Source organism: Pseudomonas zhanjiangensis (assembly GCF_041027545.1).
Classification (GTDB): domain Bacteria; phylum Pseudomonadota; class Gammaproteobacteria; order Pseudomonadales; family Pseudomonadaceae; genus Aquipseudomonas; species Aquipseudomonas zhanjiangensis.
The window spans coordinates 175,742-195,004 of record NZ_JBFTEG010000007.1; the positions used below are offsets into that span (position 1 = coordinate 175,742).

Consider the following 19,263-nt stretch of genomic DNA (forward strand, 5'->3'; position numbering starts at 1 on the left):
ACCCAGCAGACCGCAAAGGCTCACCGGCTCTCGCTAGACCCCTCTGACCAGGACGATATCGAAGCCGCCGCGCCGCCCCTCGCCATCCGCTTCCAGGGCGATCACATTGTCCGGGTGGGCGCTGGCCCAGGGGTCCTTGGCGATGTAGGGGTCGCCGGCAAAGTACAGCTGCAGGGTCACCGGCACGTGCAGCGACTCCATCACCCGAAAGTGGATATGCGCCGGCCGGGTGATCCCGGCGTACTTTTCCAGTCCCGGCAGGTTCGGCGGCACCGGGTAGCGCCCGGGCATCACCGTCTCGATGCGGTAACGGCCCTGGGCATCGGTGTAGAGCATGCCGCGCAGGTGGAAGTTGCCCTTGTCGGTGAAGTTGCCGGGGGTCTGGGTGTCGTACAGGCCGGCGCCGTTGGCCTGCCAGACCTCGACCAGGGCGTTGGGGATGGGCGTGCGGCAGTCGGCGCTGAGCACGGTGCCGCTCACCACCAGGCGCTCGCCGGGCTCATCCGGCCCTGCCAGTTTGCTCAGGAAGGGCGCACCGAAGCGGTAGTAGGGGCCGAGGATGTCGCCGGCCGTGGTTCGGCAACCCTGCCCCGCCAGCACCGGGCCGGCCAGCAGGCCGCCGCCGAGAATGAAACCACCATAGAGAAAATGACGCCGAGAAAGGCCAGCGCCTGCCTGTTGCTGCTTGTTCACGTCAGCCTCCCGGCCATCGCCTTGAGCGCACGCCCGCCGCCCTCTGCTGCTCCCAGAGAACGCGCGTGTACCGCAGCAGTATAGAAGCCTCCAGACTGTCCGGCAGCATGGCCAGGGCTCAGCCCAGCACGCGATTTAGGCTGGCGTTCGCGCAGGCCTTCGCCGGCCAGGATGCCGGCCGCGCAGGTTGCTCAAGCAAGCGACCACGCCAACCCAGGGTGCGTCGAGGGCCACAACGACTCCCGATGCTGCGCTTCTTGCTGATGACGACACGTTTGCGTTTCTGGCGCGCCGGAGCACCGACTCAGCGGCCTCTGCGCCCTTATCGTCGGGCATGACGGGGTGATGCGGATGAGCGCCAGCTTGCCGAGCCAGCAGCGATGGCGCTGCGGGCGGAGGTCCATCACTTACTCCTCAGGCTGTCTGAACAAGCGTTGTGCAACGCCTGCCGGGCAGCCTGGGACAATGAGATAGGGAACGCTTCGCCTCGCTTAAGGCGCACCGAACAGTGCCGTCCAGTAGATGCCTGCATCGCTCCTGGGATCGACCGCGTAGGCCGCGCCCAGTTCGCTGAACCCCGGATTCATCAGGTTCGCGCAGTGGCCGGGGCTGGCCAGCCAGCCGGCGACCACCTTGCCCGGGTTGTCCAGCCCGGCGGCGATGTTCTCGCCGATCCGCCCGCCGCTGTAGCCGGCCAGTTCCGCCCGGTCGCTCGGGGTGTGGCCGTCGCGGTCGCGATGAGCGAAGAAGTTGCCGTTGGCCATGGCCCGGCTGTGGGTTTCGGCCGCCGTGCCCAGCGCGGCGCTCCAGGCCAGCGGTGCCGCCGCGGCGAAGGGCTTGTCGCCACAGCGGCGCGGTTGCGCGCGGGCAGCATTGACCTGCTCGAGCAGCCGCTGCCCCTCCGCCTGCCAGTCGCCCAGGCGCCCGCCCAGCAGGGGCCGCGCCAGCACGATGCGCCAGTCGCGTGCCGCGCGGCTGACGCCGATGTCGACGAACTGCGGGTCCAGCAATACCGTGCAGAAGCTCTCCTGCAACGCGGTCATCGCCGCCTGCGCATCGCGCGGCCCCGACAGGCTGATCGCCTGCACGTTGACCAGCGGATAGGCGGCGCTACTCAGCGCTTGTTGCAAGTCCCCGGCTCCATCGACCGGCAGGACCAGGCGCGGATCGCTCGCCAGCGGCGGCAGCTCCTCGGAGGCCCGTCCGGCGCAGTGCTGCACCTGGCTGCGATAGGCATTGATCGAATCGACCAGCAGCGCCTCTTCGGCCGCAGTGGCAACAGCGGCAAAGGGCAACAGCAGCGACCACACCACATAACTGACTAGCCTGGATCCGACGCCCATGCGCCCCTCTCCCTTCATCCATCCGACTGCGCCCATGATGCCCAAAGCGCAGGACAAAAAGGCACACTTTTACGGCCTGCCGCCCGCAGGTCTCCACAGGCCGCTGCTCGCTCTAGGGATGCGGGTCGGGCCGCCCGGGTGGCAACGCCGGTGTCGAGTGACGCGTCAGCCACAGGGCCCGCAGGACATTGATCGCGGCCATGCTCAGGTGCTGTTCCGCGGCCTGCAACGCCAGCTGGGCCGCCAGGCGCTTGTCGGCATTGCTCAGGTGCGCGGTCTTGCGGCCCATTTCGTCATCGACGCTGGCCAGCATCGCCTGGATCTCCTGCACCGCCTGATCCGATGCGTCACGCATCTCGCTCAACAAGCGGTTGACCTCCGCTGGTGTCATGGCCAGGGCACGAACGCTGCGAAACGTCAGCCGTGCCGGCAGCGTGGCCAAGGAAAATCCGGTCGAGAGTAGCTTGCCGATCATGCCATTAGCTCCTGTGGAAAGCGGGCAACCCAGCCAGCATCTTAGCCTACCGGGGAAAATCGCCAGAACATGCCTGGGCGCGGGGCCGACCCGGCTGCCAGCGGGTCAGCTACCTTTGCTGTATGCCTTCGCCGCAGTGGCAGCCCCATGCCGGCCACGAGGGTGCCCCAACAGACGACCAGCGCCACGGGAGCGACCATGCAGGCCTACAGTTCGTTTTATCGGTGGTTACACCGTCACCTGGTGGTGAGTTTCTTGCTGATGACGGTCAGTTTTCTGACCTTTGGCTACTTCACCATCGACTTGGTGCATCTGCTCAGCAGCAATACCGCGTTTATCGTCAGGCATGGCTGGATGGCACTGGTAAGCGGCGGCTTTCTGCAGTTCGTCCAGCTCTCGCTGATAGCGCTGCTGGCCATGGCCTGCTACCTGCTTTTCCGGCTGTGCGAGCAGGCCGTGGTGCAGCGCCTGTCGGGCCGGGCGCGACTGCTCGAGTAGCGAGCCGTTCTGCCGCGCCAGAGGGTGATTCCGGCGCCCAACCGCCACGCCGCGCCGACGCCTCAGTGCGGCCGTGGGTTGATCAGGTACGTCAGCAACTCCGGCTCGCCGCCATCGGCCAAGCGTTGCACCGAACGAAACGGCAGCTCGCTCAGCATCGCCTGCCAAAAGGGCGCGGCCAGCGGGTCCTGCGGGTACAGGCTGACCACCCAGGGCTGCTGGCTGGCGAGAATCACCTGCTCGACCAGCGCCCGGCCAATGCCCTGGCGGCGGTACTTCCTGAGGATGAATAGGTCGGCGAACTCCAGCGCGTCCACGCCGGGGATTTCGCTGCGTTCGATCAGCAGGAAGCCGGCGATAAAGCCGTCCACCAGGATCAACTGGGCACTCCAGTCCGGGCGCTGCCAGTACAACGCCAGGTGCGGCTCATGCACGTAGAAGCGCCCGTCGAGCTCTACATCCTCCTGCTCCCAGTCCGACGACTCGTAGGCATAGAACTGGTAGAGGTTGCGGATCAGCGGCAACTGCTCGACGCTGGCAGGCACTAGCTGGACGGACATGGCTCACTCGACGGCTGGATAAGGGCCCAGGCAGTTTAAGACGCCAGGGCAGCGCCGTCGCCCTGTGGCACATACCGCAGCAGATTTGCCCGACGCATCTGCCCGTTAACGAATCCCGCCAAGCGGCGTATCGTAGTAGGGTCATCCATTCGTGGAGGAGTCGTTATGTTCCAGGTAACGCGACACGGCGAAAACCGCATCGACGTGGACTTTGCCGGCAAGCTCAACCGCGACGACATGCGCGCCGCGCTGGATCAGCTGACGCAGCAATCCGAAGGCATCGAGCATGGTCGCATGCTCTATCGCATCGGCAACTTCTCGATGCCGTCGCTGGGCGCGATTGGCGTCGAACTGGCGCACATCCCGCAGATCTTTCGCGTCGCCCGGCGCTTCGACCGCATGGCCGTGGTGGCCGACAAGCAGTGGGTCAGGAAGGCCAGCGAGGTCGAAGGGGCATTGATCCCCGGCCTGCAGATCAAGGCCTTCGATTCGGTCCAGGAGGCGCAAGCCGAGGCCTGGTTGCAGCAGTAGGCAGGCCGGCACCCGCCTGCACAGCAGACGCGCGCCCGGCATGAGGCGACACGCAACGCCGCGAGGCGCGTCCTCGGCGGTCAAGGCTTGGATGCGCCTCGCGCTCAGGCGCTTGCCAGGCGCCATTGCACCGCTGCCTAACCCAGCTGATCGACCATCACCGCATTGGTGTACACCAGGCTGCCATCGCTCTTGCGGTGGCCGACCAGGTGGAACTGACCACGTTGATCCGAATCCAGGTAGACGCGCAACTGGCAGTCGGAGAGGGGCCCGCACTCATCCGGGGTGACCACCTCCATCGTGCTCATGTCCACATCGAGCATGGCCTCGGCCTCATGGGTCTGCTGCAGGCGCTCCTCGGCCTGTTCCAGGCGCACGTGATCGGGTTCGTTGACGCGGAAATGGATCTGCCCCATCGGCGTGGACTTCTGCGCCCCGCGTGGTTTGCACCAGCCTTCGATGGTGAAGGTATTCATGGCACGACCTCCTCAGGTGAATGTCCGGGCGCGCCCGCGCCCGCCTGATTGAATTTTAGACAATCCACACCGAAGGTTGAGCCGCTGGGCTGCTCGTCATCGCCAGCCCAGCGCCCTGGCCAGGGGCACCGCCGCCCGTAACATAAGCGGCGCGGCGCTTGAATAGCCCGCCGATTGCGGTAGGCTTTGCAGCTTCTTAGAGAGGAGTACCCCCATGGCCAAAGCCACTGCCCGTCACATCCTGGTTGCCAGCGAAGCCAAGTGCAACGAACTCAAGGCCGCTATCGAAGCCGGCGCCGACTTCGCCCAAGTGGCCAAGGACAACTCCACCTGCCCGTCCAGCCGCAACGGCGGCGACCTGGGCTCCTTCGGCCCCGGCCAGATGGTCAAGGAATTCGACACCGTGGTATTCAGCGCCCCGCTCAACCAGGTGCAGGGCCCGGTGAAGACCCAGTTCGGCTATCACCTGCTGGAAGTCACCAGCCGCCAGGACTGATTCGCCCTGGCCCCGCCGCACGAACGGTGGGGCCAGCACCCTCCTGCGGGCGCAACGCCTCGAACGCCCCCTCTTGCCCCATGCTGCGCGCCCGACCCTAACGTGGTGTGCCGAACAGCTGCGCCCAATAGCTGCCGCCGCTGCTCTTGGGGTTCAACACATAGGCGGCGCCCATCTCGGTGAAGCGCGGATTCATGATATTGGCGCAATGCTCAGGGCTGCTCAGCCAGCCGGCGACCACCTGCTCGACCGAATTCTGCCCGGCAGCGAGGTTCTCGCCGATCCGCCGCCAGCGATAGCCTTGACGCGTGGCCCGCAGGTCGGCGTAACTGCCGTCGCGACCACGATGGCTGAAATAGTCGTGCTCGGCCATGTCGCGGCTGTGCAGCAGCGCGGCCTTGGCCAGGCGTGCATCCCAGGTCAGCGCGGGGGCGGCGGTGAAGGCCCGCTCGCCGCAGCGGCGCGGCGCCGCGCGCGCCTGGTTGACCTGCGCCAGCACCGCGCGCCCCACCGCCTGCCAATCACCCAGGGAGGCGAACGACAGCGGCCGCGCCAACACCACCTGCCAGCTATTGGCGAGGCGCAGCACGCCAATCTCCGCAAACTGCGCACTCAGCAGCTCGCGACAATAGCGCTGCTTGATCGCCCGCAACGCGGTGGCCGCGTCCCTGGGCCCCGACACGGCAATCACCTGCACCTTCGCGGCTCGATATCCGGCCTGACGCAGCGCAGCCTGCAATTGCGCCTCGGAAGCCACGCGCACCCGCGCCAAGCGCTCATCGGGCGCCAGCGGCGCCACCGGCTCGACCGGGCGACCGCCACAGCCGGTGCTCGACTGGCGCAAGTCATTGATCAGCGCGACCAGTTGCCGGTCGTTGCCGGCATGCACCCCACTGCCAGGGCACAGGGCGGCCAGCAGCACCAGCATCCTGGCCAGGCGGCGCCAGCCGGGCCGGGACCTGGGCTTGCATGCGCAATCGCCAGTCGCTGATTCCTGCTCTGTCATGGCTGCACCGCCGGGCTCTGGTACGCGGCGACTGCCGGAGCGCCGCCTTCTCTCGAGACACTGTAGACAAGCCCCGGGGCCTGCCCGAGCCAGCGCCCGGGCCGACCCGGCCAGACGCCACGCCCGCTCGGTCTTTGGGGTACCATGGCCACATATTCCCGTTTGCAAGAGTCCGCAGCATGCCTGACCGGAACCCGGTACGCCTGATCAAGAAGTACCCCAACCGTCGCCTCTACGATACGCGAACCAGCAGCCACATCACCCTGAGCGACATCCGCAAGCTGGTGGTCGAGCAAGAGCCGTTCCAGGTGGTGGACGCCAAGACCGGCGAAGACCTGACCCGCAGCATCCTCCTGCAGATCATTCAGGAAGCCGAGAGTGACGGCGAGCCGATCTTCTCCAGCGACATGCTCCGGGGCATCATCCGCTTCTACGGGCCCTTCCAGGGCATGCTTGGCAGCTATCTGGAAAACAGCATCAAGGCGGTGGCCGATATCCAGGCGCAGGCCGGCCAGCAATCGTCCCAGGCCTGGAGCGACTTCATGAGCAGCCAGCTGCCGATGATGCAGAAACTGATGGGCCAGTATGTCGAGCAGTCCAAGCAGCTGTACCTGAACACCCAGAACCTGTTCGGCATGTTCCCGGGGTTTCCAGGCGCAACAGGCCGCAACGACAAGAATGGCAAGGACGACGACAAGGCCTGAACCGGCCTGCCTGACAGCTTTTTCACCTATAACCCCGCAATGACCCCGGCAGCGCCGGGGCCTTGCAGGTCATGGCTGCAGCGGCTTACTTGCGCGCACCGCCAGCCGCCTTGCCCGCCTCGCGGGTCGCCTGACTGGCGGCCGAAGCCGCTGCCGCCATCCCGTTCTCGGCGATTTCCGCCGCCTGCTTGGCGGTCTTCTGCGCGCTCTCATAGACGCTTCCGGCCCCATCGACGGCCGACTTGAGCATGGCCACGGCCGACTCGGAGCCGGCCGGCGCATTCTTGGCGATTTCGGCGACCAGATCCTGCATCTGCTGGGTATTTTGCGCCGCCTGACGCTCGCCGAGCTTGGCGATATCGGCCTGGGTCGCGGAAATCAGGTCATAGACCTTGCGGTTGAACTCCAGCAGACGCTCGGCCTGCTGAGCCGGGTTGGCGAAGCTGCCGAAAGCGGCCGCCACACTTTGCGGGTCCCGTGCGCCGAACAGCTTGCGGGCGCTGTCGAAACCTTCCTCGCTGACGGCACGCATGGCGGCCAACTGCAGCTGGCTGAGCTGCTCGACGCCCTTGAGGATCTTGCCGTTCACCTGCTCGAGCAGGTCGAGGTTGGCTTTCTGATCAGCCTGCAGTTTTTCCGAATCAAAGAAGGTCATGGGTGAGTCTCCTGAGGATAGAAAGGTCGATAAACCATGCCGCCGGGCACTGGAACACCCGATCCGCTGACTCATTCTTGGCCATCCCCACGCCAGGCGCAAGTATTTTTTTTGCACCGCACAAAAACAATCAAAGACCAGAAACCAAGCTTAACTTCTGCCAAATGAGCACTAAAAATAGAGATAACTCGAATTCTGTTACAACAACATTATTTCCATAAACAAGAATGACGGCCATATCAGAGCATTTTTTTGCGGAGCACTAACCGCTCTCCGTCGAGCCGAAACCGCGGTGACGTGTTATTCCAAACATGACCCATAAGTCGTATTGATATTGCAACATTCACTTTGCACTATCGGCTTGCCCAGGCACCTGCGATCCGTATCGAGCGCGCGAACAAGCCATGCGCGCCATAGGATTTTGCAGCCCTTGCCCCGGCTTCCAATCGATCAATGGAGCGAATTGAGCATGCAGGAAAAGCGAATTGCACTGGTCACCGGCGGCATGGGTGGCATCGGAACGGCGATCAGCCGGCGTCTGCATCGGGACGGATTCATCGTGGTGGTGGGCTGCAGCTCGCAGTCGACGCGCAAGGATGCCTGGCTGGAACAGCAACAGCGCGATGGCTACGAATTTCACTGCGTGACCGGCAATATCGCCGACTGGGACGAGACCGTGCGCGCCTTCGCCCAGGTGCGTGAACAGATCGGCCCGGTCGACGTGCTGGTCAACAACGCCGGCATCACCCGCGACACCACCTTCAAGCGGATGACCCCGGAGGACTGGAACGCGGTGATCGCCACCAACCTCAACGGCCTGTTCAACACCACCAAGCAGGTCGTCGACGCCATGGTCGAGCGCGGCTGGGGCCGCATCATCAATATCTCCTCGGTCAACGGCCAGCGCGGCCAGTTCGGCCAGACCAACTACTCGGCCGCCAAGGCCGGCATCCACGGCTTCACCATGGCCCTGGCGCGCGAGGTGGCGAGCAAGGGGGTCACCGTCAACACCATCTCCCCCGGCTACATCCGCACCGAGATGACCGCGGCGATCCGCGAGGACGTGATGGAGAAGATCGTCGCCGGGATTCCCGCCGGGCGCCTCGGCCAGCCCGAGGAAATCGCCTCGATGGTCGCCTGGCTGGCCGGCGAGGAAGCCGCCTATGCCACAGGCGCGGACTTCTCGGTCAACGGCGGCCTGAACATGGCCTGACACGGCCGCGCCAGTACCCGGCGAGCGCCTGCCAAGGGGCGTTCGCCCACTCTCTTGCCTATCACAGAGGTCCGAACATGAACGATGTTGTGATCGTCGCCGCCACGCGCACCGCCATCGGCAGCTTCCAGGGCGCCCTGAGCACCTTGACCGCAGTCGAACTGGGCGCCGCGGTGATTCGCCAGCTGCTGGCCCAGGCCGGCGTCCAGCCAGGCGCCATCGATGAAGTCATCCTGGGCCAGGTGCTGACCGCCGGCTGCGGGCAGAACCCGGCCCGCCAGGCCGCGATCAAGGCCGGCCTTCCCCATGCAGTCCCGGCGCTGACCCTGAACAAGGTCTGCGGCTCCGGCCTCAAGGCTGTGCACCTGGCCGCCCAGGCGATCCGCTGCGGCGACGCCGAGCTGGTGATCGCCGGCGGCCAGGAAAGCATGAGCCTGGCGCCCTACGTCCTGGCCAAGGCGCGCACCGGCCTGCGCATGGGTCACGCCGAACTGCTCGACAGCATGATCCAGGATGGCCTGTGGGATGCCTTCAACGACTACCACATGGGCGTGACCGCCGAGAACCTGGCCGCGCGTTACGGCATCGGTCGCGAGCAGCAGGATGCCTTCGCCGCCGCCTCGCAGCAGAAGGCCGCCGCCGCCATCGAGGCCGGCCATTTCAGGGCCGAGATCACCCCGATCCAGATTGCGCAGCGCAAGGGCGAGCCGCTGGTGGTCGACACCGACGAACAGCCGCGCGGCCAGACCACCCTCGACAGCCTGGGCAAGCTGCGCGCGGCCTTCAGCAAGGACGGCAGCGTCACCGCCGGCAACGCCTCGTCCCTCAACGACGGCGCCGCCGTGGTGCTGCTGGCCAGCGCGAAGAAGGCCGCCGAACTGGGCCTGCCGATCATGGCCAGGATCAAGGCCTACGCCAGTGCCGGGGTCGATCCGGCGGTGATGGGCATCGGTCCGGTGGAGGCCACCCGCCGCTGCCTGGCCAAGGCCGGCTGGGACATCGGCCAGCTCGACCGGGTCGAGGCCAACGAGGCCTTCGCCGTGCAGGCCCTGAGCGTCAACCAGGAACTGGGCTGGGATGCCGCCAAGATCAACGTCAACGGCGGCGCCATCGCCCTGGGCCACCCGATTGGCGCCTCGGGCTGCCGCATCCTGGTGACGCTGCTGCACGAACTGCAGCGCAGCGACCTGAGCAAGGGCCTGGCCACCCTGTGCATCGGCGGTGGTCAGGGCGTCGCCCTGGCGGTCGAACGCGAATAGGGCCGCCGCGCGCGATACCGGTTCGGCTTGCGCCGGGCCGGCATCGTCCCTGGCCTGGCCCCCAGCACTTCTTTCAGATAGCGGATACCGGTTATGGAAAACGCCTCCCCGTTCAGCAGCTTTTTCTCACCCAACCTGCCATTCGGCGTGCACCTGACGTTGCAGCAACTGCGCTACTGGGTGCGCCACAACCCCTGGTTTCAGGGCAGCCAGACCGACGCCTGGTTCGAGCTGGACGGTGCCGCGCTCGAGCGCCTGCAGTGCGAGTACAACGCCGAATGGACCCAGCTGAGCCTGCAGACCCTGACCCAGCAGCCCTTCACCTTCAGCGACCCACGCTTTGCCGGCAAGGCCTGGAGCCAGCCGCTGTTCGGCTCGCTGGCGGCGCTCTACCTGCTCAACTCGCGCTACCTGATGCGCCTGCTCGACGAACTGCCGATCGAGTCGAGCAAGATGCGCCAGCGTCTGCAGTTTCTGGTCGAACAACTGGTCGCTGCCGCCGCGCCGAGCAATTACCTCAACAGCAACCCCGAAGCCCTCGAGCGCCTGGTGCAGACCCAGGGTGCCAGCCTGTTCAACGGCCTGCTCAACCTGGCCAGCGACATGCAGGAAGGCAAGCTGCGCCAGTGCGACCGCGACGACTTCGAGATCGGCGTCGATATCGCCGCCACCCCGGGCCAGGTGGTCTATCAGAATCCGCTGTTCCAGTTGATCCAGTACGCGCCCCAGAGCGAAAAGCAACACCAGCGTCCGCTGCTGATCGTGCCGCCGATGATCAACAAGTTCTACATCCTCGACCTGCAGCCGGAGAGCTCCTTGGTGCGCCATGCCCTCGCCCAGGGCCACCGGGTGTTCCTGGTCTCCTGGCGCAATGCCGACGCCAGCGTCGCCGACAGCCGTTGGGACGACTACGTGGAGCAAGGCATCATCGAGGCGATCCAGGTCACCCAGCGCATCGGCGGCCAGGCCCAGCTCAACATTCTCGGCTACTGCGTGGGCGGCGCCCTGCTCGCCTGCGGGCTCGCCGTGCTGGCCGCGCGCGGCGAGAAGCCGGCGGCCAGCCTGACCCTGCTGGTCTCGCTGCTCGACTACGAAGACGCCGGCATCCTCGACATCTTCATCGACGAGGAACTGGTCAGCTATCGCGAGCGCACCATCGGCGGCGAAGGCGGCCCCGTCGGCCTGTTTCGCGGCGAGGACATGGGCAACACCTTCTCGCTGCTGCGGCCCAACGAACTCTGGTGGAACTATAGCGTCGAGAAGTACCTCAAGGGCCAGAAGCCGCGACCGCTCGACCTGCTGTACTGGAACAACGACAGCACCAACCTGCCCGGGCCCATGTACTGCTGGTACCTGCGCCATACCTACCTGCAGAACGACCTCAAGAGCGGCAAGCTGCAGTGCTGCGGCGAAGTGATCGACCTGGGCAGCCTCGACATGCCGGCCTACCTGGTCGGCGCCCGCGAGGATCACATAGTCCCCTGGACCGGCGCCTACGCCAGCACGCGCCTGCTCAAGGGCCCGCTGCGCTTCGTGCTCGGCGGCTCCGGGCACATCGCCGGCATCATCAACCCGCCGGCGAAGAACAAGCGCGGTTACTGGACCAACCCCGACACCCAGGCCGCCCCGGAGTCCTGGCTGGCCGGCGCCGAGGAGCACCCCGGCAGCTGGTGGGGAGACTGGATCGACTGGCTTAGCCAGTACGCCGGCAAGTCCACCGCGGCGGTCACCCGCCTCGGCTCGAAGCAGTACCCGCCCCTGCAGCCGGCGCCTGGCGACTACGTCAGGCAACGCGGCTGAGTCGCCGGCTGCTCGGCATCCGCGCCAACAGCGGCGTCAACTCGTCCTAAGTCTTGGCCTTGCGCTCCAGCACATCGTCGGCCCAGCTCAGGGCGGCAATCACGGTGGGGAAGCCGATGGTGCTGGTGATCGCGAGCAAGGCGTGATGGATCTGCTCGGGGCTGGCGCCGACTTCCAGGGCCCGCCGGGTATGGCTGTGCACCGCTCCCTCGGAGCGGATGGCCGCCGCGGCGCCGAGTTGAACCAGCTGGACGACCAGTTCGTCCAGCGGGCCGGCGTTGCGCACGGCGGTACCCAGGCCCTCGACGGCAGCAAAATACTCCGTGTGCTGCTTGCGAAAGCGTTGATAGGTTTCCAGTTCGCGTTTCTTTTCCATGATCTGCCTCCTCACGTTACGCCTGCCGGCACGGGCAGGACGGCTTAGTTCAGCCTAGACCGCCTGCGACGCGACAGGGGCATAAGCGCACCGCCACGGCCGGGGCGCGGCAGCGCCGATAGCCACTATCGAGGCGAATGATTTCTGCAAACGGCGGCGGCCGAATACGCTGGCCGCATTGTTCCGCCACGCCCCGCAGGTGCTTCCGTGAAAGCTTCCCTCGCCCTGATAATCGCCCCATTGCTGCTGTCGCTCGGCGCCTGTGCCACGCCACCGCAGCCCGCCGAACGGCCGTACACCGAGGCCGAGATCAAGCAGTTCGCCCTGGAGCTGCTCAGCCGCAGCGGCCTGTCCTTCGAGGACTACGAGAAGGTTCGCCGTGCATTGCTCGACCCCGAATACCGCATGTCGAACTCGATCAAACGGCGCGGCGCCGACACACCGGGCGGCGAGCGCGGCTGAACTCGGCCGGCAGACGCCGTCACAGCGCCCCGGGCGACGCACCGAGCCGGCGCAGGCGCTGGAGCAGGCGGCCGCCCCAGACGTTGATCAGCAGCCCGAGCATCACCAGCAGCGCGCCCAGCAGTTGCAGCGCGCCGAGCCGCTCGCCGAGCAGCAGTGCCGAGGAACTCAGCCCGACCACCGGCACCAGCAGCGAGAACGGCGCCACCTGGCTCACCGGATAGCGCGACAGCAGCCGGCTCCACAGCCCATAGCCGAGAATGGTGGCGCCGAAGGCCAGGTAGATCAGCACCAGCACCGTCTCCAGACCGATGCCGCGCAACGCGCTGTCGATCACCTCGGGACCTTCCAGCAGCCAGGACAGCGCCAGGAACGGCAACGGCGGCACCAGGCTGCCCCAGACCACCAGGCCAACCAGGTTGACCTTGCCGATCTTGCGCGTGACCACGTTGCCCAGCGCCCACATCGCCGCGGCGCAGAGGGTCAGGACCAGGCCGGCCAGGGTCATGTCGGCACCGCCCTGCCGGCCGATCAGCAGCAGGCCGCCGGCCGCCACCAGCAGCCCGAGCAGGCTGCTGGCGCGCAGCCGCTCGCCGAGCAGCATGGCGGCGAACATCAGGGTGAAGAACGCCTGGGAATGCAGCACCAGCGAGGCCAGGCCGGCCGGCATGCCCACCGACATGGCCGAGAACAGGAAGGCGAACTGGCCCAGCGAGATGGTCAGGCCGTAGGCCAGCAGCCAGCGCAGCGGCAGCTGCGGGCGCCTGATAAAGAGCACGGCCGGAAAGGCCGCGAGGAGGAAGCGCAAGGCGCCCAGCAGCATCGGCGGCATGCCGTGCAGGCCGACCTTGATCACCACGAAGTTCAGGCCCCAGACGATGATCACGACCAGTGCCAGCAGCAGATCCCTGGGCGACATAGCGACCCCTCGTCCTCGGCGAAATAGCCATTAGAGCCGCCGCGGCCCCTCGCCCGCCCATACAGTGGGGCGACAAATCGGCATCACAGTGCGGCCGGCGCCTAGAGCGCCGACAGGGCCCGGTATTCGTCCTGGGCATGCTGGTCGGTCATGCCGCTGATGAAATCCTGGAGCATCCGGCAGCGGTGGTAGTACTCCCAGAGCGGGCGGTCCTGAGCCGGTGCGGCCGGAAGCGCCCGGAGCGCCTCGTGGTAGGCCTTGAGCAGCTGGCTGGGCAGGCGTCGGGCGAGCATCTGCAGGTGCGGCGCCGCGCGGCAGGTGCCCTCGGTCAGGGCCAGAAAGGTCTCGGGGCTGGCCTTGAGCAGCGGCGCGTAGAAATCCAGCAAGCCCTGGAGGATGCGGTAGCCCTGCAGGTGCAGGGTCTCCACCTCCCGATGGCAGAATACCCAGTCCATCGCCACGTCCTTGAAGGTCTGCACGATGGCATGGGCGAGGCTGCCGTCCTCCACCAACGCCCGGTCGAGGCTGCCGTGGTAGACCGCCTCGATGTTGTCGATGAATTGCTCGGCGGCATGCTGCACCAGCGGGTGGATCATGCTCACCCGCAGCCAGATGAAGAACTCGCCGGCCTTGTTGATCGGCTCGTCCTGCGAGCGTTTCAGGGCGTAGCCGACCAGCTCGCGAAAGGACTTGCCGGCCGGCAGGCAGGCATCCGGGCACTGGTGCTGGGCGAACTTGTCGAGCAGCAACTGAGCCAACTGCTCGACCTCGAGGATGCCCTTCTCCACCGAGTCCTCGATGTCCGCCAGGCAGTAGGCGATGTCATCGGCGGCCTCCATGATATAGGCCACCGGGTGGCGGCTACCCGGCTGCAGGCCGAGGGCGCCGCGAAGCTCGCCGATGAACGGCTCCTCGGCCAGGTAGAAACCCGCCTTCTTGTTCAGGTAGGCGCCGGGCGTGCCGGCCATGGGCTTGGCCTGGTAGGCCGGGCGCACGTACTTGAGCAGGCCGGCGGTCTGGGTATAGGTCAGGTTCAGGCGCATCAGCCTGACCACCAGGCGTATCGCCTGGGCATTGCCCTCGAAGTGCTTGAGGTCGGCGCCCATGCGTTCGCGCAACTGGGCGTCGCCCAGGCCGGCGGGCAGCGCGGCGGCGAACAGCGCATCGAGTTCGCGCTCGAACCATTCGCCGATGGCGAATTCGCCGAAATGACCAAACGGCGGGTTGCCGATGTCGTGCATCAGGCAGGTCATCTCCACCAGGCTTTCCAGGGCGCCCTCGAGGCCGTCCAGGCCGTAGTCCGCGGCGCGCTCGCCGAGCTGCTTGTACAGGGTGCGAACGATGAAGCGGCCGGTCTGCTGCACCTCCATCGAATGGGTCAGACGACTGCGCACCGCGGCGTTGCGCTCCAGCGGGAACACCTGGGTCTTCTGCTGCAGACGGCGCACCGCGGCGCAATTGATGATCCGGCCACGATCGCTTTCCAGCTGGTCGACCAGCGCCGCCAGCTCCGCGTCGGCACCGCGCCGCCCTTCGGCCTTGCCATAGGGCCGTTCGCGGGAAATCTTCTGTTTGAAATCAACCGGTCCCTGCATCGCGGATCGTTCCTGGCCTGTACACGAGCCCGCAGCCTAGCGCGGGCCAGCGGCTTTACCAAGGGGCCGCTGGCGCCGAGCGGCGGACTCTGCTATCCAGGGCGAAAACCATCACGGGAGGATAGCGATGAGTCGCGCCGCGTTTCACCAACAGCACGCCGAACAGGCGCGCGCCGAGGCCAGGCGCCTGCTGGCCGAGCGCGAGACGCGCGGGGCGGGCTGGCTGGCCTGGGTGGCGAGCGAGCTGTACCGCCTGAGCCCGGTCGAATACGCCGCCATGGTCCGCCGCGAGCTGCAACGCCTGAACGAAGGCTAGCGCCCCTCCGCTTGCCCGGCCGCCCCGAACCGGCGGACGAACGCCGGGTTACCTATAGTGGTGGAGTGACGCCAAGGCGCACAGGCAGGCAGCGGTCCTTGGCGGCCCGATGCCCTGCCACCCGAGGTCGCCTCACTCCAAACCAGGAGGTTCTCATGTTATTTGCAGTCAGCTATCAACTTCGCCCCAACGCCAGCGAGGAGTCTCAAGGTCGGGCGCTGCAACTGTTCGCCAACTGGACGCCACCGCAAGGCTATACATTCAAGGCCCACTACAGCTACGCCGACTGCAGTGGCGGCCTGGCACTGGTGGAGACCGACTCGGCCGCCGCCGCGCTGGAGGTCCATGGCGCCTGGGTACCCTTCTTCGAGTTCAAGCTGGTGCCCCTCGTCGAAATCGAGCAGGCCGTGAAGATCGGCTTCGGCAACGTCAAGTGGCGTCAATCCGTGCAATGAGCTGCCGCTTCCGCGACCTGCCGGCGGCTGCGGGCGGGTCGCACCCCAGGCGACGCTACTTGACCAGCAGCACCGGCACCGACACCTCATGCAGCACCCGGGTGGCCACCGACCCCAGCAGCATGCCGGTGAAACTGCCGAGGCCGCGGGTACCCATCACCACGGTGTCGCAATGCAGCTGCTCGACGAAGGCATTGACCTGCTCGGCCACGTTGCCCAGGGCGACATGGTTCTTGTGCTTGATGCCCGCCTCCTGCAACTGGTCGGCCGGCCACACCAGCGCCTCCTTCGCCTCATCCAGCAAGGACTGCTGCAGCTGCTCGATGAACTCGCTGGTCACGTACTCGCCATACAGCAGCGGCTCGTGCTGCACGTTGAGCAGATGCACCTCCAGGGTCGCGGCGTGATCTCGGGCGAAGTCGATCACGTACTGCAGGGCCCGCTTCGCGCTGTCCGAACCATCGAATGCCACCAATACCTTGCGCATTGCCACACTCCTCTGCCGATTCTCCACAAGCATAGTCCAGGCAGCCGAGGGGCAATCGCGACCGCGGGTCGCAGCATGGCATCATGCCGTCGTGCGCCGCGGTACCGGCGCCAACTGGCTCGGAGGGCCCATGAGCAGGCTTAGCGAGGTCATCTACAGCAGACTGGTCGGCAAGCCGGCAGCGCGGGTCTGCAACGACATCGACGAACGGGCCTGCCGCCATGTCCCGGGCAACTTCGTGCTGCTGATCCTCAGCCATTTCTTCAGCAAACTCGGCGACGCCCTGGCCAGCCCCAAGGTGGTCCTGCCCTGGGTGATGGAAGCCCTGCAGGCACCGCTGTACCTGATCGGTTTTCTGGTACCGATTCGCGAATCCGGCTCATTGATCCCGCAACTGCTGATCGCCAGCTACATCCGCGCGCTGGCGGTGCGCAAATGGGCCTGGGTGATCGGCAGCCTGCTGCAGGCGGCGGCCATCGGCGGCATCGGCCTGGTGGCCTGGTGGCTGCAAGGCACCCAGGCCGGCTGGGCGATAGTCGCGCTGCTGACGCTGTTCAGCCTGGCCCGCGGCCTGAGTTCGGTCGCGGCCAAGGACGTGCTCGGCAAGACCATCCCCAAGACCCGCCGCGGCCAGGTCAACGGCTGGTCGGCGAGCAGCGCCGGGCTGGTGACAGTCGCGCTGGCCCTGCTGTTGCTGCTGGCACGCCAGCGCGAATTGCCGGCCCAGGCCTATGGCCTGCTGCTGGCCGGCGCGGGCCTGCTGTGGCTGGTGGCCGCGGCGGTCTATGCACGGATCGAGGAACTGCCCGGTGCCGCCGAAAACGGCGGCAATGCCCTGAGCGAAGCGTTACGGCGCCTGGCCATCCTGCGCCGCGACGCGCCCTTTCGCCGTTTCGTCATCACCCGCGCCCTGCTGCTGTGCTCGGCGCTGACGGCGCCCTATTACGTGGTCCTGGCGCAACAGCGGCTGGGCTCGGCGGCCTCGCTGCTGGGTATGTTCCTGCTCGCCAGCGGTGCCGCGAGCCTGCTCTCGGCGCCGCTGTGGGGGCGTTTCGCCGACCTGTCCAGCCGCAAGGTGCTGATCGTCGCCGCGCTGCTGACCACGACGCTGGGCGTGGCGGTGTTCCTGCTCGACAGCCTGCAGCCGCAGTGGCTCGCCATCGGCTGGCTGCTGCCGGCGCTGTACTTCTGCCTGAGCGTCGCCCATCAGGGCGTGCGTATCGGCCGCAAGACCTACGTGGTCGACCTGGCGCAGGGCAACCGGCGCACCGACTACGTGGCGGTCAGCAACAGCCTGATCGGGGTGATCCTGCTGGTGATGGGCTTCGCCGGCGCCCTCGGCGCAGTACTGACGATCAGCCAGATCATTCTGCTGCTGTCGTTGCTCGGTGCCCTGGGCAGCGTAATGGCCGCGACCCTGCCGGAGGTCGAGCAGGCCGGCGGGCGGCTGATCTATAGTGGTAGGGGCGTTCGTCGCCAAGGCGGATGTCCCCGCCGTGTGCCAGCGGATCGCACCCTCCTGACCTGGGACACTCGACCGATGAGGCCGGCCATGAGCAAACAAAGCGACAGCACCCTGGACTCTTCCGCCTTTCTCACCCAGGTGTTCGATCGTCTGGAGGTCGCCGACGATGTGCGCCAGCGCCTGGCCTGCGCCAAGCTCAGCGTGCAGGTACATATTCCGGTGCGCATGGATGACGGCACCCTGAAGATGTTTCGCGGCTGGCGCGTGCAGTACGACGACACCCGCGGCCCGACCAAGGGCGGCGTGCGCTTTCACCCCCGGGTCAGTGCGGCGGAGGTCACCGCCCTGAGCCTGTGGATGACCATCAAGTGCGCGGTGGTCGACCTGCCGTTCGGCGGTGCCAAGGGCGGTATCTGCGTCGATCCCAAGGGGCTCTCGCGCCTGGAACTGGAGCGCCTGTCACGCGGCTACATCCGCGCCATCCACGACCTGATCGGACCGGAGCGGGACATCCCCGCCCCCGACATCAATACCAACGCCACCGTGATGGGCTGGATGGCCGACGAGTACGGGCAGATCGAACGGCGCCAGGTTCCCGCGGTGATCACCGGCAAGCCACTGGGCCTGGGCGGCAGCGCCGGCCGGGTGACGGCCACCGGGCGCGGCGCCTTGCAGGTGCTGCAGCTGTGGGTCAAGCGCGCGGGCAAATCGCCGGGCCAGCTGCGCGTGGCAGTACAGGGCTTCGGCAATGCCGGCTACCATTTCGCCCGCCTGGCCCACGAGGCCGGCTACCAGATCGTCGCCATCTCCGATTCGCAAGGCGCGATCTACTCGGAGAAGGGGCTGGACCCCGAGCCGATCTGGCGGCACAAGCATGAAACGCGCAAGCTCGAAGGCGCGGTCTACTGCAACGGCTCGGTGTGCGAAGAGCGCAAGGCCGATCGCCTGGAGCAGGCGCAACTGCTCGAACTCGAGGTGGACATCCTGGTACTGGCGGCCCTGGAAGACGCCATCAGCGCGGACAATGCCGGACGGATAAAGGCCGGGGTAATCCTCGAGATCGCCAACGGCCCGGTGACCGCCAAGGCCGAGCAATGCCTGGAGCAGGCCGGCATCGTGGTCTTGCCTGATGTCCTGGTCAATGCCGGCGGGGTCATCGCCAGTCACCTGGAGTGGGTGCAGAACCGCACCGGCGACTACTGGCCCGAGGAAGAGATCGAGCGGCGCCTGGAGCAACGCATTTGCCGGGCGGCCGAGGCCTGCTTCGACTGCGCCGAGGAGCAACAGGTCAGCCTGCGCTGGGCCGCCTATCTGCTGGGCGTGGAGCGCATCGCCGACGCCATGAGCCGACAGGGCACGCGCGCCTACTTCAACGGCCACAACGACTGAACCTCGGATATTGGACAGGCGCGCCGTTCAAGGGGGTGCCAGCGGCCGGCAGACCGACTAAAATCCGCGCCTGACCCGCGCTTGCCTGCC

The 19,263-nt window shown here is 66.7% G+C and carries 21 protein-coding genes and 1 pseudogene; 11 read left to right on the forward strand and 11 right to left on the reverse strand.

The features are described 5' to 3' along the window. Positions 1–33: 33 nt before the first annotated feature. The 3 genes from AB5S05_RS11150 to AB5S05_RS11160 all read right to left on the reverse strand — a co-directional run bounded on the left by AB5S05_RS11150 (position 34) and on the right by AB5S05_RS11160 (position 2,511). On the reverse strand, positions 34–693 hold the full coding sequence (locus AB5S05_RS11150; protein ID WP_369287589.1) for a dioxygenase family protein: 660 nt from the start codon (positions 691–693) through the stop codon (positions 34–36). Between the two features lie 491 nt (positions 694–1,184). After that, a complete protein-coding gene (locus tag AB5S05_RS11155) occupies positions 1,185–2,036 on the reverse strand; it encodes a CAP domain-containing protein (protein WP_369287590.1) in 852 nt (283 codons plus the stop codon). Positions 2,037–2,148: 112 nt separating this feature from the next. Further along, a complete protein-coding gene (locus tag AB5S05_RS11160) occupies positions 2,149–2,511 on the reverse strand; it encodes a hypothetical protein (RefSeq protein WP_369287591.1) in 363 nt (120 codons plus the stop codon). A gap of 198 nt (positions 2,512–2,709) precedes the next feature. Between AB5S05_RS11160 and AB5S05_RS11165 the strand changes: the two genes are divergently transcribed. After that, positions 2,710–3,009 carry a hypothetical protein gene (locus AB5S05_RS11165; protein WP_369287592.1) on the forward strand — a complete coding sequence of 100 codons (300 nt, stop codon included), beginning with the start codon at positions 2,710–2,712 and terminating at the stop codon, positions 3,007–3,009. A 62-nt stretch (positions 3,010–3,071) separates the two neighbouring features. Here AB5S05_RS11165 and AB5S05_RS11170 read toward each other — a convergent pair whose 3' ends face one another. Next, positions 3,072–3,569, reverse strand: coding sequence for a GNAT family N-acetyltransferase (locus AB5S05_RS11170; protein ID WP_369287593.1), 498 nt, complete (start codon positions 3,567–3,569; stop codon positions 3,072–3,074). A gap of 165 nt (positions 3,570–3,734) precedes the next feature. Here AB5S05_RS11170 and AB5S05_RS11175 point away from each other — a divergent pair, with 165 nt between their 5' ends. Then, positions 3,735–4,100: a SpoIIAA family protein gene (locus AB5S05_RS11175; RefSeq protein WP_369287594.1), complete on the forward strand. Its 366-nt coding sequence runs from the start codon at positions 3,735–3,737 to the stop codon at positions 4,098–4,100. A 137-nt stretch (positions 4,101–4,237) separates the two neighbouring features. Here the strand turns inward: AB5S05_RS11175 and AB5S05_RS11180 are convergent, their stop codons facing one another. Continuing rightward, positions 4,238–4,576, reverse strand: a complete 339-nt coding sequence (locus AB5S05_RS11180) for a hypothetical protein (protein ID WP_369287595.1) — start codon at positions 4,574–4,576, stop codon at positions 4,238–4,240. Positions 4,577–4,784: 208 nt separating this feature from the next. On the opposite strand from AB5S05_RS11180, the pseudogene AB5S05_RS11185 reads away from it, so the two are divergent. Further along, positions 4,785–5,072: pseudogene (locus AB5S05_RS11185) on the forward strand (peptidylprolyl isomerase); the annotation flags it as partial. 97 nt (positions 5,073–5,169) lie between these two features. On the opposite strand, the gene AB5S05_RS11190 reads toward AB5S05_RS11185, so the two are convergent. Next, a complete protein-coding gene (locus AB5S05_RS11190; RefSeq protein WP_438943569.1) occupies positions 5,170–6,000 on the reverse strand; it encodes a CAP domain-containing protein in 831 nt (276 codons plus the stop codon). A gap of 257 nt (positions 6,001–6,257) precedes the next feature. Between AB5S05_RS11190 and phaR the strand changes: the two genes are divergently transcribed. Beyond that, the gene (gene phaR / locus AB5S05_RS11195; RefSeq protein WP_369287598.1) at positions 6,258–6,782 is read left to right on the forward strand and encodes a polyhydroxyalkanoate synthesis repressor PhaR; all 525 of its coding nucleotides are present in this window, start codon (positions 6,258–6,260) and stop codon (positions 6,780–6,782) included. An 85-nt stretch (positions 6,783–6,867) separates the two neighbouring features. Here the strand turns inward: phaR and phaP are convergent, their stop codons facing one another. Then, entirely contained in the window at positions 6,868–7,437 is a 570-nt protein-coding gene (gene phaP, locus AB5S05_RS11200; protein ID WP_369287599.1) for a TIGR01841 family phasin, read from the reverse strand. 469 nt (positions 7,438–7,906) lie between these two features. On the opposite strand from phaP, the gene phbB reads away from it, so the two are divergent. The 3 genes from phbB (at position 7,907) to phaC (ending at position 11,709) form a co-directional block, all read left to right on the forward strand. Further along, the gene (gene phbB / locus AB5S05_RS11205) at positions 7,907–8,650 is read left to right on the forward strand and encodes an acetoacetyl-CoA reductase (RefSeq protein ID WP_369287600.1); all 744 of its coding nucleotides are present in this window, start codon (positions 7,907–7,909) and stop codon (positions 8,648–8,650) included. 77 nt (positions 8,651–8,727) lie between these two features. Further along, complete coding sequence (locus tag AB5S05_RS11210) at positions 8,728–9,909, forward strand: acetyl-CoA C-acetyltransferase (RefSeq protein WP_369287601.1); 1,182 nt, start codon at positions 8,728–8,730, stop codon at positions 9,907–9,909. 93 nt (positions 9,910–10,002) lie between these two features. Then, entirely contained in the window at positions 10,003–11,709 is a 1,707-nt protein-coding gene (gene phaC / locus AB5S05_RS11215) for a class I poly(R)-hydroxyalkanoic acid synthase (RefSeq protein WP_369287602.1), read from the forward strand. 46 nt (positions 11,710–11,755) lie between these two features. Here phaC and AB5S05_RS11220 read toward each other — a convergent pair whose 3' ends face one another. Continuing rightward, a complete protein-coding gene (locus AB5S05_RS11220; protein WP_369287603.1) occupies positions 11,756–12,085 on the reverse strand; it encodes a carboxymuconolactone decarboxylase family protein in 330 nt (109 codons plus the stop codon). A 207-nt stretch (positions 12,086–12,292) separates the two neighbouring features. Here AB5S05_RS11220 and AB5S05_RS11225 point away from each other — a divergent pair, with 207 nt between their 5' ends. Then, positions 12,293–12,547, forward strand: coding sequence for a hypothetical protein (locus tag AB5S05_RS11225; protein WP_369287604.1), 255 nt, complete (start codon positions 12,293–12,295; stop codon positions 12,545–12,547). A gap of 19 nt (positions 12,548–12,566) precedes the next feature. Here the strand turns inward: AB5S05_RS11225 and AB5S05_RS11230 are convergent, their stop codons facing one another. Both AB5S05_RS11230 and dgt read right to left on the reverse strand, forming a co-directional pair. Further along, on the reverse strand, positions 12,567–13,466 hold the full coding sequence (locus AB5S05_RS11230) for an EamA family transporter (RefSeq protein ID WP_369287605.1): 900 nt from the start codon (positions 13,464–13,466) through the stop codon (positions 12,567–12,569). A gap of 101 nt (positions 13,467–13,567) precedes the next feature. Continuing rightward, a complete protein-coding gene (gene dgt, locus AB5S05_RS11235; protein ID WP_369287606.1) occupies positions 13,568–15,061 on the reverse strand; it encodes a dGTPase in 1,494 nt (497 codons plus the stop codon). Positions 15,062–15,188: 127 nt separating this feature from the next. Here dgt and AB5S05_RS11240 point away from each other — a divergent pair, with 127 nt between their 5' ends. Both AB5S05_RS11240 and AB5S05_RS11245 read left to right on the forward strand, forming a co-directional pair. Continuing rightward, entirely contained in the window at positions 15,189–15,377 is a 189-nt protein-coding gene (locus AB5S05_RS11240; protein ID WP_369287607.1) for a hypothetical protein, read from the forward strand. A 155-nt stretch (positions 15,378–15,532) separates the two neighbouring features. Continuing rightward, positions 15,533–15,832 (forward strand): DUF3303 domain-containing protein, encoded by a 300-nt coding sequence (locus AB5S05_RS11245; protein ID WP_369287608.1) that lies wholly within the window; start codon positions 15,533–15,535, stop codon positions 15,830–15,832. Positions 15,833–15,887: 55 nt separating this feature from the next. On the opposite strand, the gene AB5S05_RS11250 is transcribed toward AB5S05_RS11245, so the two are convergent. Further along, positions 15,888–16,319 carry a universal stress protein gene (locus tag AB5S05_RS11250; RefSeq protein WP_369287609.1) on the reverse strand — a complete coding sequence of 144 codons (432 nt, stop codon included), beginning with the start codon at positions 16,317–16,319 and terminating at the stop codon, positions 15,888–15,890. A 130-nt stretch (positions 16,320–16,449) separates the two neighbouring features. On the opposite strand from AB5S05_RS11250, the gene AB5S05_RS11255 reads away from it, so the two are divergent. Further along, positions 16,450–19,173 carry a Glu/Leu/Phe/Val dehydrogenase dimerization domain-containing protein gene (locus AB5S05_RS11255; protein ID WP_369287610.1) on the forward strand — a complete coding sequence of 908 codons (2,724 nt, stop codon included), beginning with the start codon at positions 16,450–16,452 and terminating at the stop codon, positions 19,171–19,173. Positions 19,174–19,263: the final 90 nt, after the last annotated feature.

Bases quoted from the DNA above. Each gene is read 5' to 3' on its own strand.
- AB5S05_RS11255 (WP_369287610.1), top strand. From the start codon at position 16,450: ATGAGCAGGCTTAGCGAGGTCATCTACAGCAGACTGGTCGGCAAGCCG.
- AB5S05_RS11165 (WP_369287592.1), top strand. From the start codon at position 2,710: ATGCAGGCCTACAGTTCGTTTTATCGGTGGTTACACCGTCACCTGGTG.
- AB5S05_RS11240 (WP_369287607.1), top strand. From the start codon at position 15,189: ATGAGTCGCGCCGCGTTTCACCAACAGCACGCCGAACAGGCGCGCGCC.
- AB5S05_RS11155 (WP_369287590.1), bottom strand. From the start codon at position 2,036: ATGGGCGTCGGATCCAGGCTAGTCAGTTATGTGGTGTGGTCGCTGCTG.
- AB5S05_RS11220 (WP_369287603.1), bottom strand. From the start codon at position 12,085: ATGGAAAAGAAACGCGAACTGGAAACCTATCAACGCTTTCGCAAGCAG.
- AB5S05_RS11230 (WP_369287605.1), bottom strand. From the start codon at position 13,466: ATGTCGCCCAGGGATCTGCTGCTGGCACTGGTCGTGATCATCGTCTGG.
- phaR (WP_369287598.1), top strand. From the start codon at position 6,258: ATGCCTGACCGGAACCCGGTACGCCTGATCAAGAAGTACCCCAACCGT.
- phaP (WP_369287599.1), bottom strand. From the start codon at position 7,437: ATGACCTTCTTTGATTCGGAAAAACTGCAGGCTGATCAGAAAGCCAAC.
- AB5S05_RS11175 (WP_369287594.1), top strand. From the start codon at position 3,735: ATGTTCCAGGTAACGCGACACGGCGAAAACCGCATCGACGTGGACTTT.
- AB5S05_RS11190 (WP_438943569.1), bottom strand. From the start codon at position 6,000: ATGCTGGTGCTGCTGGCCGCCCTGTGCCCTGGCAGTGGGGTGCATGCC.
- dgt (WP_369287606.1), bottom strand. From the start codon at position 15,061: ATGCAGGGACCGGTTGATTTCAAACAGAAGATTTCCCGCGAACGGCCC.
- AB5S05_RS11250 (WP_369287609.1), bottom strand. From the start codon at position 16,319: ATGCGCAAGGTATTGGTGGCATTCGATGGTTCGGACAGCGCGAAGCGG.
- AB5S05_RS11180 (WP_369287595.1), bottom strand. From the start codon at position 4,576: ATGAATACCTTCACCATCGAAGGCTGGTGCAAACCACGCGGGGCGCAG.
- AB5S05_RS11160 (WP_369287591.1), bottom strand. From the start codon at position 2,511: ATGATCGGCAAGCTACTCTCGACCGGATTTTCCTTGGCCACGCTGCCG.
- AB5S05_RS11170 (WP_369287593.1), bottom strand. From the start codon at position 3,569: ATGTCCGTCCAGCTAGTGCCTGCCAGCGTCGAGCAGTTGCCGCTGATC.
- AB5S05_RS11245 (WP_369287608.1), top strand. From the start codon at position 15,533: ATGTTATTTGCAGTCAGCTATCAACTTCGCCCCAACGCCAGCGAGGAG.
- phaC (WP_369287602.1), top strand. From the start codon at position 10,003: ATGGAAAACGCCTCCCCGTTCAGCAGCTTTTTCTCACCCAACCTGCCA.
- AB5S05_RS11210 (WP_369287601.1), top strand. From the start codon at position 8,728: ATGAACGATGTTGTGATCGTCGCCGCCACGCGCACCGCCATCGGCAGC.
- phbB (WP_369287600.1), top strand. From the start codon at position 7,907: ATGCAGGAAAAGCGAATTGCACTGGTCACCGGCGGCATGGGTGGCATC.